At 69.0% G+C, this 14,455-nt stretch carries 14 protein-coding genes; 10 read left to right on the top strand and 4 right to left on the bottom strand.

Translation table 11 applies throughout. The features are described 5' to 3' along the window. Positions 1-10: 10 nt before the first annotated feature. The 8 genes from VFF46_RS27100 (at position 11) to VFF46_RS27065 (ending at position 6,457) form a co-directional block, all read left to right on the top strand. On the top strand, positions 11-838 hold the full coding sequence (locus VFF46_RS27100; RefSeq protein WP_325040049.1) for an Fpg/Nei family DNA glycosylase: 828 nt from the start codon (positions 11-13) through the stop codon (positions 836-838). Positions 839-901: 63 nt separating this feature from the next. Next, positions 902-1,996 carry a PP2C family protein-serine/threonine phosphatase gene (locus VFF46_RS27095; RefSeq protein ID WP_325040048.1) on the top strand — a complete coding sequence of 365 codons (1,095 nt, stop codon included), beginning with the start codon at positions 902-904 and terminating at the stop codon, positions 1,994-1,996. Positions 1,997-2,118: 122 nt separating this feature from the next. Beyond that, on the top strand, positions 2,119-3,126 hold the full coding sequence (locus VFF46_RS27090) for a hypothetical protein (RefSeq protein WP_325040047.1): 1,008 nt from the start codon (positions 2,119-2,121) through the stop codon (positions 3,124-3,126). Between the two features lie 10 nt (positions 3,127-3,136). Then, a complete protein-coding gene (locus tag VFF46_RS27085; RefSeq protein ID WP_325040046.1) occupies positions 3,137-3,811 on the top strand; it encodes a class F sortase in 675 nt (224 codons plus the stop codon). Between the two features lie 11 nt (positions 3,812-3,822). Next, the gene (locus VFF46_RS27080; RefSeq protein ID WP_325040045.1) at positions 3,823-4,278 is read left to right on the top strand and encodes a hypothetical protein; all 456 of its coding nucleotides are present in this window, start codon (positions 3,823-3,825) and stop codon (positions 4,276-4,278) included. Positions 4,279-4,305: 27 nt separating this feature from the next. Continuing rightward, a complete protein-coding gene (locus VFF46_RS27075; RefSeq protein WP_325040044.1) occupies positions 4,306-4,749 on the top strand; it encodes a nitroreductase family deazaflavin-dependent oxidoreductase in 444 nt (147 codons plus the stop codon). 149 nt (positions 4,750-4,898) lie between these two features. Beyond that, positions 4,899-5,621 (top strand): CDP-alcohol phosphatidyltransferase family protein, encoded by a 723-nt coding sequence (locus VFF46_RS27070; protein WP_325040043.1) that lies wholly within the window; start codon positions 4,899-4,901, stop codon positions 5,619-5,621. Then, complete coding sequence (locus VFF46_RS27065) at positions 5,621-6,457, top strand: hypothetical protein (RefSeq protein ID WP_325040042.1); 837 nt, start codon at positions 5,621-5,623, stop codon at positions 6,455-6,457. The genes VFF46_RS27070 and VFF46_RS27065 overlap by 1 nt, the downstream gene beginning before the upstream one ends. A 9-nt stretch (positions 6,458-6,466) precedes the next feature. Here the strand turns inward: VFF46_RS27065 and VFF46_RS27060 are convergent, their stop codons facing one another. Further along, entirely contained in the window at positions 6,467-7,618 is a 1,152-nt protein-coding gene (locus VFF46_RS27060) for an AAA family ATPase (protein WP_325040041.1), read from the bottom strand. Between the two features lie 86 nt (positions 7,619-7,704). On the opposite strand from VFF46_RS27060, the gene VFF46_RS27055 reads away from it, so the two are divergent. Then, on the top strand, positions 7,705-8,640 hold the full coding sequence (locus VFF46_RS27055) for an NAD(P)-dependent oxidoreductase (RefSeq protein WP_325040040.1): 936 nt from the start codon (positions 7,705-7,707) through the stop codon (positions 8,638-8,640). Continuing rightward, the gene (locus VFF46_RS27050) at positions 8,640-9,563 is read left to right on the top strand and encodes an RNA polymerase sigma-70 factor (RefSeq protein WP_325040039.1); all 924 of its coding nucleotides are present in this window, start codon (positions 8,640-8,642) and stop codon (positions 9,561-9,563) included. The genes VFF46_RS27055 and VFF46_RS27050 overlap by 1 nt, the downstream gene beginning before the upstream one ends. A gap of 73 nt (positions 9,564-9,636) precedes the next feature. Here the strand turns inward: VFF46_RS27050 and VFF46_RS27045 are convergent, their stop codons facing one another. The 3 genes from VFF46_RS27045 to VFF46_RS27035 form a co-directional block, all read right to left on the bottom strand. Continuing rightward, complete coding sequence (locus VFF46_RS27045; protein WP_325040038.1) at positions 9,637-11,517, bottom strand: ABC transporter ATP-binding protein; 1,881 nt, start codon at positions 11,515-11,517, stop codon at positions 9,637-9,639. After that, a complete protein-coding gene (locus VFF46_RS27040; RefSeq protein ID WP_325040037.1) occupies positions 11,514-13,178 on the bottom strand; it encodes an ABC transporter ATP-binding protein in 1,665 nt (554 codons plus the stop codon). Before VFF46_RS27040 ends, VFF46_RS27045 begins: the two co-directional genes overlap by 4 nt. A gap of 313 nt (positions 13,179-13,491) precedes the next feature. Beyond that, positions 13,492-14,455, bottom strand: a 964-nt coding sequence (locus VFF46_RS27035; protein ID WP_325040036.1) for an MFS transporter, incomplete at its 5' end; no start/stop codon positions are given.

Below are 14,455 nucleotides of genomic sequence, written 5' to 3'. Positions count from 1 at the left end.
ATGAGGAATCATGCCTGAAGGTCATACGCTGCATCGGTTGGCGAACGATGTCTGGGATGCGTTCGGTGGTCGTGTGGTCCGGGCGTCGAGCCCGCAGGGGCGGTTCGCCGAGGGGGCCGCGTTGCTCGACGGGCACGTGTTGCGGCAGACCGAGGCTCACGGCAAGCACTTCCTGGCCGACTTCGAGGGTGGCGGCTGGCTGCACATCCACCTCGGGCTGATCGGCAAGATGGACATCAGGCCGGCGCCGGTGCCCGAGCCGGTCGGCGCGGTCCGGCTCCGGCTGCAGAACGCCACGTCGTACGCCGATCTGCGCGGCGCGACCGTCTGCGAGGTGATCACCGACGAGGAGCGCGACAAGCTGCTCGGCCGGCTCGGCCCGGACCCGCTGCGCGACGACGCCGACCCGGAGGCGGCCTGGAAACGGATCCACCGCAGCAAGCTGCCGATCGGGCAGTTGCTGATGAACCAGGACGTGCTCAGCGGGGTCGGTAACGTGTACCGCGCCGAGGTGCTGTTCCGGGCCAAGCTGAACCCGATGACGCCCGGCAACGTGGTGAAGAAGCGCGAGTGGCAGGGGATGTGGGAGGACCTGCTCGAGCTGATGAAGTACGGCGTGGAGACCGGCCGGATCGACACCGTCGCCGACGACCACACTCCGGAGGCGATGGGTCGCGACCCGCGACGGGACGACCACGGCGGCGAGGTCTACGTGTACCGGCGCCAGGGGCAACGATGCCACGTGTGTCAGTCGGTGATTCGCACGAAGCTCCTTGCGGGCCGTAACTTGTTCTGGTGTCCCAAATGCCAGCGAACCGGCCTCACTCGCAAGAGCTGACTCCCTTCAGTTGTGTTGCGAATTGATGCGCGGACCGACCGGTACCGTTATCTTCTTCACACCATGAGAAACAGCGGCGGTCTTGCACCGGTACGACGCATCGGCCGCCGGGTCGAGGCGCTGGGCCGTCGTGCCCGCCGCTCGCACCGGGTCGCGTTCGTCGCGCTGATGCTGCTGCAGTTGGTGATCGCGATCGCCGGCCTCGCCCGGCCGGACCTGACCCCGGCGACCTTCCTGATCGTGCCGCTGGTGGTCGGCGGCGTGCTGCTGCAGTTCCGCGAACTGGTCGCGCTGTCCGCGATCACCGCGGTCTTCGGCGCGTACGTCGAGCTGTCCCGCGGCGTGACGCTGCCACGGATCGGCTTCGTCCTGGTGCTGCTGGTGGTCGGCTGGATCATGATCACCAGCGCCAAGGTGCGCAGCCGGCTCGGCGTGCCCGGTACCCGCGGCGAGTCGATGCTGATGGAGCTGCGGGACACGCTCACCGCGCAGGGGGAGATGCCGAAACTGCCGCCCGGCTGGCGGGTCGAGGTGGCGATCCAGTCCGCGGGCGGGTCGACGTTCTCCGGCGACTTCGTGGTGTCGACGGTGCACGAGGAGGTGCTCGAGGTCGCGCTGGTCGATGTCTCCGGCAAGGGAATCGACGCGGGGACCCGGGCGCTGCTGCTGTCCGGTGCGTTCGGCGGCCTGCTGGGCGTCGTACCGGAGGAGGAGTTCCTGCCGTCCGCCAACAGGTACCTGCGCCGGCAGGACTGGGACGACGACTTCGCCACCGTGGTGCACGTCGCGATGGACCTCGCGACCGGCGAGTTCGACGTACGGACGGCCGGGCATCCGCCGGCGATCCAGTTCGACGCCTGGTCCGGGCGGTGGCAGACCCGGGACGCCGACGGGCCGCTGCTCGGGCTGGTCGAGGCGCCGGAGTTCAAGGTGAACCACGGGCAGCTGAAGCTGGGCGACGCGCTGTTCCTGTACAGCGACGGCATGGTGGAGACGCCGCGCCGCGACATCGGCCGCGGCACCGACCGCCTCGCCGGGCACGCCGAACGCCTGGTGGCACAGGGATTCCTCGGCGCGGCACAGGAACTGGTCGCGACCGCCGGCGGGCCGGGGGACGACTCGGCGATCGTGATCATCCACCGCATGGCCCATGCCTGAGGCCCCTTCCGGACGACCGCACGATCCGAGGGGTCAATCGTTACCGAACGAGCTTGACTGCTGTAACGAAACCGAAATACTTCTCCTGAACTTCTTTCCCCTGCTTTTGTTCGAGGACGGACATGACCCACACGGGTGTTCGCTCCCGGTTCGCCGGCATCTTCGCCGGCGCCGGAGCGCTCTCACTTTTACTCGGTACTGCGGCCCTGCTCGTCGCGCCGCAGGCCAACGCCGACCAGACCACCAACGGCCACAACCCGCCGGGCAACAACGGCACCGTGAAGATCGAGGACGCCGACATCCAGAGCGGCCCGCCGGACAACAACCCGCACCAGGGCTGCACGTTCAGCGTCGAGTTCTACAACTACGACAAGGGCGACTACTACGCCACTGTCACGTTCGAGGACCAGGCGCCGACCAAGGACGGCGGCCTGCAGGTCGTCTCCGGCAACCTGCATCCGTTCATCGGCGGCGACCCGGCCGGCGGCGGCAACGACCTGGACGCACGCGAGGTCTACACGCTCAAGTTCACCGGCCAGCCGCAGCCGCAGCAGGGCTACCACGTGAAGCTCACGGTGAACGCCCCGGGCTCGATCGGCGCGGACAAGAAGCACAAGGTGTTCTGGGTGCAGGGCTGCGACGCCCCGCCCACCACCACTCCGCCGCCCACCACTCCGCCCACCTCCACGGACACGCCGCCGGTGACGACCGACACGCCTCCGGCCACCACGGACACACCGCCCGCGACGACGGACACCCCGCCGGCGACCACGGATACCCCGCCGGCAACGACGGGCACGCCTCCGGCGACCACTGACACGCCTCCGGCAACCACTGCGCCGCCGGCGACCACGGGCACGCCTCCGGCGACCACGCCGGCATCGCCCGGTACGTCGGGCACACCGACCAGCAGTACGTCGGTGCCGGCCGCGGGTGGGCCGTCCGAGACCCCGACCGGCGGCGTACCGACCGAGGTCGACGCGGGCTTCGGCGGATCGGCCGGCAATTCGCTTGCCGGTGGCAACGGTCCGTTCGGGCTGGTGGGCGGTCTGCTGCTCGCCGCCGGCGGTGCGATGCTCGCCGGTGGTGGATTCGTCGCCCTGCGGCGCCGTGGGAAGCACAGCCACTGAAGGACCTGACGTGACTCCTCCTCGTCGACGCGGCCGTCCCGCTCCACTGCGGTGGAGCGGGGTGGTCGCGGTGGTCGGCGCGGTGGTGCTTGCCGCCGGCGCCTACCTGCAGTTCGGCGGCAACGACCACGCCGGTGCCGCGACCCAGCCGTCTCCCTCCGCCACTGTTTCATCGGGGGCACCAACGAAGAGGTCGATCCCGCAACCGGTCCGGCCGACCGCCCGGACGCCGGTGGCGGTGCCGGGCCGCCCCGGCCGCCCGACCGGGATCACCATCCCGCAACTGGACGTGACCGCGCCGGTCGTCTCGATCAAGGCGGTCGAGGCCGCGCTGACCCCGCCGTCCGACCCGACGACGGTCGGCTGGTGGTCCGGCGGCGCGCAGCCCGGCGCGAAACGTGGATCGGCCGTCATCACCGGTCATACCGTGCACACCGGCGGCGGCGCCTTCGACGATCTCGGCAAGCTCGTGCCGGGTTCGGTGGTGCAGGTGGCGACGGTTCGCGGCCGGCTGCAGTACCGGGTCGCGACGGTGACGACGTACCGGAAGGCCACGCTGGCGAAGCGGGCCGCGCAGGTGTTCGACCAGGGTGTTCGCGGGCGGCTGGTGCTCGTCACGTGTGAGGACTGGAACGGGCAGGTGTACCTCGGCAACGTGGTCGTCGTCGCCCTGCCGATGGCGTAGCCTGCTCCGTCGTGACGATCGATGGGCTGGGCGACACCTTCGGCGCGGATCGGGCCGCGCCGGACGTCTCGTTCGACGAGCTGGTCGCGATGATGCCGGACGCGTTGCGCGAGGTGTTCCCGCCGTACCACTGGCAGCTCGCGAAGCTGTGGGAGCTCGACCTGAAGGTCGAGCCGGTCGAGATCGCGGACCTGGTCTGGATGTTCGACCTGCCGCTGTGGCAGCTCGAGGGGGAGCGCTTCAAGGTGACCCCGCATCAGGTCGCGGAAACCCCGATGAACTTCCGGGCGCACTACCAGCGGGTGATGGACGCGGACCTCGACTTCCCGATCAACCTGGTCGCTTATCGCGGTCGGCTGGTCGTCCTGGACGGCATGCACCGGCTGCTGAAGGCGCACTTCCTGCGCCGCCGCTGGGTCGAGGCCACCATCGCCACCGCCACCCAGTTGCGGTCCTGCGCGCCCTGAGCGGGAGTTGCGCCTAGGATTGGTGACATGACATCGAAGCATGACGACGAGTACGTGCCGAGCACCGCGGGCTGGGTCCGCGACCAGGTCGACGCGGTCACCGAGGCCGGGACCACCGACGCGGTCAGCATCCAGGGCATGAAGGTGGTGCTGATGACGATGCGCGGCGCCAAGTCCGGCAAGATCCGCAAGGTGCCGGTGATGCGCGTCGAGCACGACGGCGTGTACGCCGCGTTCGCCTCGCTCGGCGGCGCCCCGAAGAACCCGGTCTGGTACAACAACCTGAAGGCCGACCCGAAGGTCACGCTCCAGGACGGCGACATCACCGGCGAGTACGTTGCCCGCGAGATCGACGGCCCGGAGTACGACGAGTGGTGGCAGCGCGGCGTCGCGGCCTACCCGCCGTACGCCGACTACCAGACCAAGACCTCGCGCAAGATTCCGGTCTTCCTGCTCGAGCGCGTCAACTAAGACCTTGCAAAGATCCGCCCCACCTGACGGTCGGTGACCGGGGCGGAACCAGGCTTGTGAGACGCTGGCGACGGCCGGGTTGACCTTGACCCGGTCCGGCGCCTTGCGCCGGCTGAGTTCTGGGAGTTGTCACGACCACACACGACGCGGTGCGGGAACCGTTCGTCGGGTCGACGCGGTTGCGTCTGGCCGGACTTGCACTGCATGCCTATACCGCGAGCGGAACGGTGCTCGCGCTGCTGATCGTGATCGCCGCCATCGACGGCGATGCCGTCCGGGCGCTCTGGCTCGGGCTCGCGGCCCTGGTGATCGACGGTACCGACGGGATGCTCGCCCGCCGGTTGCGGGTGAAGGAGACGATCCCGTGGTTCGACGGCGCGATGCTCGACAACATCGTCGACTACCTGACGTACGCCTTCGCGCCGATCGTGCTGCTCTGGACCGGCGGGTACCTGCCTGCCGGCACCTGGGGCGCGGTGCTCGGCGCGCTGCCGCTGCTCGCGTCCAGCTACCAGTTCTGCCGGGTCGACGCGAAGACCGAGGACCACTTCTTCCTCGGCTTCCCCAGCTACTGGAACGTGGTCGCGTTCTACATCATCGTGCTCGGCCTCAGCCCGGCCGCCACCGGCGTACTGCTCGTGGTGTTCTCGGTGCTGGTGTTTATCCCGGTGAAGTACGTGTACCCGTCGCGCACCAAGGCGTTCCGCTCGCTGAACCTGCTGACCACCGCGATCTGGCTCGCGTCGTACGCCGTACTCCTGGCCCAGATGCCGCACCCGAACACGGTCGTGGTCGTGATCTCGCTGGCCTACCTGGTGTATTACGCCGGCCTCAGCCTGTACCTGACCTGGCGCCGTAGGGTCGTAGCGTAGTGCTCCTCGGTCTTGGCGCGGCGATTGGCGCCGCGGTGCTGTTCGGTGTCGGAGCGATCCTGCAGGCCGTCGGTTCGCGGAAGGTGCCGACCGAGTCGGAGCTGGATCCGCGGCGGCTCGGCGGGTTCGTGCTCAAGCTGCTCAAGCAGCCCGCGTTCCTCGGCGCGCTCGCGCTGAACCTGGCCGGCTTCGGGCTGCACTTCGTCGCGCTCCGGCTGCTGCCGCTGTACCTCGCCCAGGCGGGGATCGCGGTCAGCCTCGTCGTCACCGCGCTGCTTGCCACCCGGCTGATGTCGGACCGGCTGAGCGCGCTCGAGTGGTCCGCGGTGTTCGGCGTCGTCGTCGGCCTCGGCCTGCTCGCGGTGGCGGCCGGCGATGCGGGCGCCGCCGCGCAGCACCACGCCCTCACGATCGGCATCGTCGTAGGGCTCGTGACCATCGCCGTACTCGGTGGTGTCGCCAGTCGCTCGCAGCACGGCGCCTCGACCGCGCTGCTCGGCCTGCTGGCCGGCCTCGGGTACGCCGGGGTCGCGATCTCGGCGCGGTTGCTCAAGGACGGGTCGCCGGCGGAGCTGTTCCACAGCCCGACGCTGTACACGCTGCCGATCAGCGGGGCGCTCGCGTTCATCCTGTACTCGCTCGCGCTGCAACGCGGATCGGTGACGCTCGCGACCACGCCGATGATCGCGCTGCAGACCATCACCCCGGCGGCGGTCGGCGTGTTCGTCCTGAACGACGCCGTACGCGCGGGCTGGTGGCCGGCCGCCATCTTGGGCTTCCTGCTCTCGGCCACGGGATCCGTCATCCTAGTCCGCTTCGAGAGCGTCAAGCACTGAGGGCACGCCTTATCGGCTGGGCCACTTCCACGGCGGCTCGTCGAGCGGCCCTTGGCCGGTGATGGTGGTGGCGCCGCGCTCCTTGATCAGTTCGATGGTCTGGAGGTCGGGGGAGAGGGCTTCGAGGGCGCTGATGAACGGGCGGGAGTGCGACACCACGATCACCTGGGTCTCCTTGGCGGCGGTGACGACCAGGTTGGCCAGGGCCGGCAGCAGGTCCGGGTGCAGGCTGGTCTCCGGTTCATTGAGGACCAGGAGCTCGGGCGGTCGTGGGGTCAGCAGGGCGGCGACCCACAGCAGGTACCTCAGAGTCCCGTCGGAGAGCTCCGCGCCCGAGAGCGGGCGGAGCAGTCCGTGCTGATGGAAGGCGATCTCGAATCGGCCCGCAGAGTTGACGATCTCGACGCGGCTGCTCGGGAACGCCAGCTCGATCGCCTCGTCCAGGGCGCCGCGCGGGCCTAGCTCACGGATGGTCTGCAGCGCGGCGGCGACATCGGCTCCGTCCGGGGCGAGTACGGCGGTACGCGTACCGACCTGCACCAGCCGGGCCGGGGCCGTCGCGTCGGTCCGGAAGTGGTCGTAGAACCGCCAGCCCCGGAGTCTTTCCCGGACCAGCATCAGCTCCGGCGCGCGCTCGGGGTCCGCGAACTCGCTGAGCATGCTGTCGAACGTCTGCAGCTTGTGCCCCGCGCGCTGCCACTCACCACTCGCGGAACGGATCCGCACCTCGCTGTTGCCGCGCTCGACCAGCAGCGCCGCCGGACGCAGGAACGGCCCCGCCCACAGGGCCTCCCGCTTGATCTCAGGATCCAGGTCGAACTGCGACCCGTGCGCGATCGGCAGCCCCAGGTCCATCAGGTAGCCGTAGTCGTCCCCCGCGAACCCCATCCGCAACGTCACCGGCCCGGTCCGCCGCGTCCCCTGCGTGGGCCGGTCCTTCCGCACGTGCTCCGGCCCCGCCCACAGCGTCGACTGCAGCCCGCCCTCGCGCGCCAGCGCCGCCACCGCGCCGTTCCGCGAGGCGTCGGCGAGCAGCCGCAACGCCTTGTACAGGCTCGACTTCCCGGTCCCGTTCGCGCCGGTCACCACGTTCAGCCCGCCCAAGGGCATGACGATCCGCCGGAGCGACCGATAGTTCTCCACCGCCAGCGTCGTCAGCATGCGACCAAGCTACCGAGGCCCTCGGACAACTTCATGTCACAGGACCCGGGGCTGTCTCGTCTCGGGGATAAACACGAGGAGTGGTGATGATGCGGGTGTTTGTTGCCGGCGGCAGCGGAGTATTGGGACGGCGGCTGGTGCCGCAGTTGGTGGCGCGGGGACATGAGGTGACAGCGACCACGACCAGCGCGGCCAAGGTGGAGCAGTTGACGGCTGCTGGTGCTGAGGGCGTTGTGATGGACGGGCTGGACGCTGCCGCTGTCGGTGAGGCCGTGGCGTTGGCGAAGCCGGATGTGATCGTGCACCAGATGACGGCGATCTCGATGACGCACGCGGGTAAGCCGGACATCAAGCACCCGGACCGCTGGTTCGCCAAGACCAACCGGCTGCGCACTGAAGGCACAGACCATCTCTTGGCCGCAGCGGAGGCAGTGGGCGTGCCGCACTTCGTTGCGCAGGGCTACGCCAGCTGGAACGGCATCCGCCAGGGCGGGTGGATCAAGACCGAGGAGGACCCGCTGGACCTCCTGGAAGGCACAGCAGCCAACGTGGGCCTCAAAGCACTCAGCCGGATCGAGGACCTCGTACTGAAGATCGGTGGCGCTGTGATGCGGTACGGCGCGTTCTACGGCCCGGGTGCGATTGACGACCAGGTCGAGCTCGTACGCAAACGCCAGTACCCGCTGGTCGGCCGTGGGACTGGCTACAGTTCTTGGGTGCACCTGGACGACGCTGCGAGCGCTACGGTGCTGGCTGTCGAGCAGAAGGTCACGGGCGTGTTCAACATCGTGGATGACGACCCTGCTCCGGCCAGCGACTGGCTGCCGTACCTGGCGAAGTGCGCCGGTGCCAAGCCACCCATGCGCATCCCGGCGTGGCTCGCGCGCCCGCTGGCGGGAGACCAGGCAGTGGTGATGATGACCGAGGGCCGTGGCTTCTCCAACGCCAAGGCGAAGCGGGAGCTCGGCTGGAAGCTCCAGTACCCGTCCTGGCGTCAGGGCTTCAAGGCTGAGCTGAGCTGATGCTCTCCAAGGACGAGCAGTTCGAGGAGCTGCGGCCGCTGCTGTTCTCGATCGCCTACCGGATCTTGGGCAGCGTCAGCGAGGCAGAGGACGCAGTACAGGACACGTGGCTCCGGTACGCCCCTACGCCGACAGAACCGGTCTCCACGAAGGCCTTCCTGTCTGCGGTCGTCGCACGCATCTCTGTGGACGTACTGCGTTCCGCCCGTCGCCGGCGGGAGGAGTACGTCGGCCCGTGGTTCCCCGAGCCGCTGCTGTCCGACCCGTACGAGGACCCGGAGCGCGCGGCCGAGCTGGCGGACTCGGTGTCGATGGCTGCGCTGCTCCTGCTGGAACGGCTGTCTCCGCTGGAGCGGGCGGCGTTCGTACTGCGGGAGGTGTTCGGGTTCGGCTTCGCGGAGGTGGCGGCGGCCGTGGGGCGGTCGGAGGCGGCGTGCCGGCAGTTGGTGGTTCGGGCCCGGCGGCACATGGAGTCGGGACGGCCCCGGTTCGCGGCCGATCGGCGGGAGCGGGACGAGCTCGCCGTACGGTTCTTCGACGCGTTCAAGGACGGTGACGTCGGTACGTTGCTGGAGTTCCTGGCGGCCGACGTACAGCTGGTCGGGGACGCCGGCGGTAAGGCACCGCAGTGGGGCCGCGGGCTGATCGCCGGCGCGGTGAACGTGGCGCGGATGCTGGCGGGGTTGTCCGAGCCGTTCACGCGGATCGGTGGTGTCGTGGAGCCGCACGAGGTGAACGGGCAGCCGGGCGCGATCTTCCGCGACGCCGACGGGCGGGTGGTGAACACCTGGACGCTGGACATCGCCGACGGCCGGATCCAGGCGATCCGCGCGGTGGTGAACCCGGACAAGCTCCGGCACGTCGGCCCGGTCGCCGACGCCTGGACCGTTGTCCGCGACACCGGCGCCGCCCGCCGTTCGTGACCTGACCCTGCGTCGCTCGTGGACATGCGAAAGGGGGCGCAGCAAGCAGCTGCGCCCCCCTCGTCAGGTTCCGTCAGGCCAGGGACTCTTCCCAGGCCTGGTGCAGCCCGGCGTAGTGGCCGTCGACGGTGATCAGGTGGTCGGGTGAACCGTCCTCGATGATCTGCCCGTACTCGAGCACCAGCACGCGGTCAGCGGTCTCGACCGTGGACAGCCGGTGCGCGATCACGATCGCGGTCCGGTCGGCCAGGATCGTCTTCAGCGCCCGCTGGATCAACCGCTCGCTCGGGATGTCCAGGCTGGACGTCGCCTCGTCGAGGATCAGGACCGCCGGGTTCGCCAGGAAGGCCCGGGCGAACGCGACCAGCTGCCGCTGACCGGCCGAGAGCCGCGACCCGCGCTTCTCGACCGCGGTGTCGTAGCCGTTCGGCAGCGCGGTGATGAAGTCGTGCGCGCCGATCACCTTGGCGGCCTCGACGACCTCCTCCATGGTCGCGTCCGGCTTGCCGAACCTGATGTTGTCGGCCACCGAGCCGGTGAACAGGAAGTTCTCCTGGGTCACCATCACCACCCGCTCGCGCAGGTCGTCCTCGGACAGGTCCCGCAGGTCCACGCCGTCGAGCAGCACCTGGCCGCCGGTCGGGTCGTAGAACCGCGACACCAGCTTGGCGATCGTGGTCTTGCCGGCCCCCGTCGTACCGACCAGGGCCAGCGTCTGGCCCGCGGGTACGTCGAGGTCGAGACCAGGCAGCACCGGTACGCCGTCGACGTACTCGAACCGGACGTTCTGCAGCTGCAGGTGACCGTGCGCCGGGCCGGGCTTGGCCGGCTCGATCGGCTCCGGCACGTCCGGGGTCTCGTTCAGGACGCCGGACAGCTTCTCCAGCGCCGCGCTCGCGGACAGGAACGTGTTGTAGAACTGCGTGATGTCCTGCAGCGGCTCGAAGAACTGCCGCAGGTACAGCAGGAAGGCCGTCAGTACGCCGACCGTCACGTGCCCGTGGTACGCCTGGTAGCCGCCGTACGCCAGGATCGCGACGATCGTGATGTTGCCGACGCCCTTGATGGCCGGCATGAACACCGCGTTCAGCCGGAAGGACTCGAGGTTCGCCCGCCGGTAGCGGTCGTTGACCCCGTGGAAGATCTCCTCGTTCCGCGGCTCCCGGCGGAACGCCTGGACCGCGCGGATCCCGGTCATCGACTCGACGAAGTGCACGATCACGAGTACGACGGCCTCGCGCGTCTGCCGGTAGACGATCGCGGACCGCTTCCGGAACCACGCCGTCAGGACCAGCAGCGCCGGGAACGACAGCAGCGCGAGCAGACCGAGCTTGAGGTCCAGCGTGAGCAGGATGATCGACGTACCGACCAAGGTCAGTACGGCGGTCACCAGGCTGTCGAAACCGCTGGCCAGCATCTCGTCGATGACCTGGACGTCGGAGGTCAGCCGGGAGATCACCCTGCCGGAGGTGAACCGGTCGTGGAAGGCCGGGCTCAGCCGCTGGAAGTGGTCGAACACCCGCTTCCGCAGCCCGAGCAGGATGGTCTGGCCGAGCCGCCCGGAGCGCATCAGGAAGACTTGCCGCGCTCCCGCCTGCAGCAACGCCGACGCCAGTACGGCGATGACGATGGTGATCAGCTGCTGCGAGCCCTGGCCGGCCAGGATCGGCGGGATACCCTTGTCGATGCCCAGATGGACCAGGTACGGGACCGCGAGCCGGGCGCCGTTCTCGACGATCACGATCACCACCAGCAGCCAGATCAGCTTCTGGTAGGGCCGGAGCAGCTCACCGAGCAGCTTCCGGGAGTCCTCCTTCAGCCTGATCGTGGTGGCTCGGGAGATCTCCCGGTCCGGGTCCTCCTCGAACTGACCGCGCCAGCTCTGCTCCTCCGGCTGCTCGTTGCGTTCCTTGTCCCGAGGAGGTGTTTGCTGGGTCGGCGATGAAACAGTCATGCGTGCACCTCCTCTTCCTCCGCTGCCAGCAGGTGCCGGTACGCCGGGACCGTTGCCAGCAGTTCCTGATGGGTTCCTACGTGCGTGACGGTGCCGTTCTGCAGGAGAGCGACCTTGTCGGCCAGCATCACCGTGGAAGCACGGTGCGCGACCACGATGCCGGTGGTGTCGGAGAGCACGTTCCGCAATGCCTCCTCGACCAGGGCCTCGGTGTGTACGTCGAGCGCGGACAGGGTGTCGTCCAGCACCAGTACCGCGGGCTTGGCGAGTACTGCGCGGGCCAGCGCGAGCCGTTGCCGCTGACCACCCGACAGCGACATGCCCTGCTCGCCGACCCGGGTCTCCAGGCCCCACGGCAGGTCGTTGGCGAACTGCGCCTGTGCGACCTCCAGCGCCTGCTGTACCTCTGCTTCAGAGGCGTCGGGCCTGCCGAGCGTCAGGTTTTCCCGGACACTCATGGAGAACAGCGTCGGGTCGTCGAACGCGGACGCGACCGCCGTCCGCAGTGACACCAGGGACAGGTCGCGGATGTCGTGCCCGTCGATCGTGATCCGCCCCGCGGTCACGTCGTACAGCCGGGGGACCAGCGCGGTCAGCGTGGTCTTCCCGGACCCGGTGGCGCCGACCAGTGCGAGGGTCGTCCCCGGAGTCAGGTCCAGGTTGATGTCGTGCAGCACCTCGGTCGAGTCGTCGGAGAACCGGAAACCGACGTTCTCGAAGCGTAGGTGGCCGCGGGACCCGGTGAGCTCGTCCGGACCGGACTTGATCACCGAGTAGGTGTCGAGGATCTCGCTGATCCGGTCCGCCGCGGTCATCGCCTCCTGGGCCATCGCGAGGATCGCGCCCAGCGAGGTGACCGGCCAGACCAGGGACAGCATCAGCGTGATGAACGCGACCAGCGTGCCGAGCGTGATCGCCTCCCGGCCGACCGCGAGCGCGCCGAGCAGCAGCACGATCACCAGGGTCAGGTTCGGGATCACGCCGAGGAAGCTCCAGAACCGGCTCGCCAGCCGGACCTTCTCGACCTCGGTGTCGTACAGGGTGGTCGCCTCGTCGTCGAACTGCGACTGCACGTACGGCCGGCGGCCGAACGCCTTGATCACCCGGAAGCCGAGCGCGGACTCCTCGATCCGGGTGGCCAGGTCGCCCTGCTGGTCCTGCACCTTGCGGGAGATCCGCAGGTACTTCTTCTCGAACTTCAGCGACACGGTCACGATCGGTACGGCGGCCACCAGGACGACCAGACCGAGCGGCCAGTACAACTGCAGCAGCAGGATCGTGACCACGATCAGCTGCAGGATGTTCATCACCAGGAACAGCAGGCCGAAGCCCATGAACCGGCGGATTGTGGACAGGTCGGTGGTGACGCGGGAGAGCAGCTGGCCGCTCTGCCAGCGGGTGTGGAACTCCATCGGCAGCGACTGCAGCCGGACGTACAGGTCGTGCCGGAGCGTGGCCTCCAGGTCGCTGACGGTCCGCGACTGCGCCCAGCGGCGCATCCAGACCAGGATGACCTCGGAGATGCTGAGGCCGAGCGCGAGCAGCGCCAGCGGGACCAGCAGGCTCAGCTCCCGGCGGGTAACCGGGCCGTCGATGATGGCCCTGGTGACCAGCGGGACGGTAAGGCTGACACCGACGCCGAGCATCGCGGTGGTGAACATCACCGAGAGGCGCCAGCGGTGTGGCTTCAGATAAGGACGCAGCCGCCAGAGGTTTCGGCTACGTTCGGGGGCACGGGTGGAAGGGGCAGCGATCGACGGCGCTTGGGCAGGGAGCTCGGAGGGCATCTGGACGGGCGCACTTCCCATCTACTTCGGAGCGAAATCGGGGTTTGGCGACCTGAAAACGGCGCACTTTCCAGTATCGCCCATTAGGTAAGCGCTTGTCCTGCCAATTCCATTCCCGGTGAATGAATCGCAATAGGCGGTTGCGGCTCCACGCGGCGGGGGCCGGCGGACCTATCACGGATCGCTATCAGTCCGGCGCCATCGATCGCGCGACCTCGGGCAGCTCGCGCAATCCGCGCAGCGGGGAGAGCGCCGCGACCAGGAAACCGGCGAGCATGCCGGCGGTGCCGATCAGCAGCGTGGGACGGACTCCCAGCGCGGTCGCCAGTACGCCGGAGCCGGCCGCGCCGACGGTCTGGCCGCCGATCACCAGGGTGCGCCAGGAGGCAGTCACCTGGCCCACGAGGTGCGGTGGTGCCATCGCCTGCCGCAGGGTCCGTTGCGGGACGCCGAACAGCGACATGCCGAGTCCGGCGCACACCTGACCGAGAAAGATGACCGGCGTCGAACCGGTGAACAGGGCGACGCCGTTCAGTGACGCCAGGAATGCACCGATCAGATAAGAGCGGCCGAGACCGAGCCGGCTGCACCAGTCGGTGGCGACAAAGGTTCCGGCCACCGCAGCGGCTCCGAACGCTGTGACGGTCAGCCCGACGAACGTCGGCGACCTGTGCAGCTCACGGATCAGGAACAGCACGACGAGCGGACCCAGCATCGCTCCGGCCATGGCCGCAATTGCGGCCGACGTGACGAGCGGTCTGAGCATCCGTTCGCCGAACAGCACCCGGAGCCCTGCCGTGAGCCGCACTTCGGCCCGCGGCGGCGCCGGTGCTCTGGCCGGCTCACGAATGAGGTACGCCGCCACCGTGGACACGACGTACGAGGCGGCGTCGACGAGGATCGCGAACGGCGCGGTGAGTACTTGGACCAGCAGACCGGCTGCGGAGGGCCCTAGCGTCGAGGCGAGGTTCAGGGCCGCGCTGTTCGCCCGCATCAGGTCCGCGCGTGGTACGAGCGACGGGATGATCGTCTGCGAGGCGGTGTCGAACAGCAGAGTCAGTACTCCGGTCAGTACTGCGACGACGTACAGCTGCTCGATCCGCAGCCAGTCCAGGGCCGCCGCTGCGGGCACGGAGCCGAGCAGCACGAGC

This window comes from Kribbella sp. (assembly GCF_035655035.1).
Lineage (GTDB): Bacteria > Actinomycetota > Actinomycetes > Propionibacteriales > Kribbellaceae > Kribbella.
This window is presented reverse-complemented; position numbering and strand designations above follow the sequence as displayed.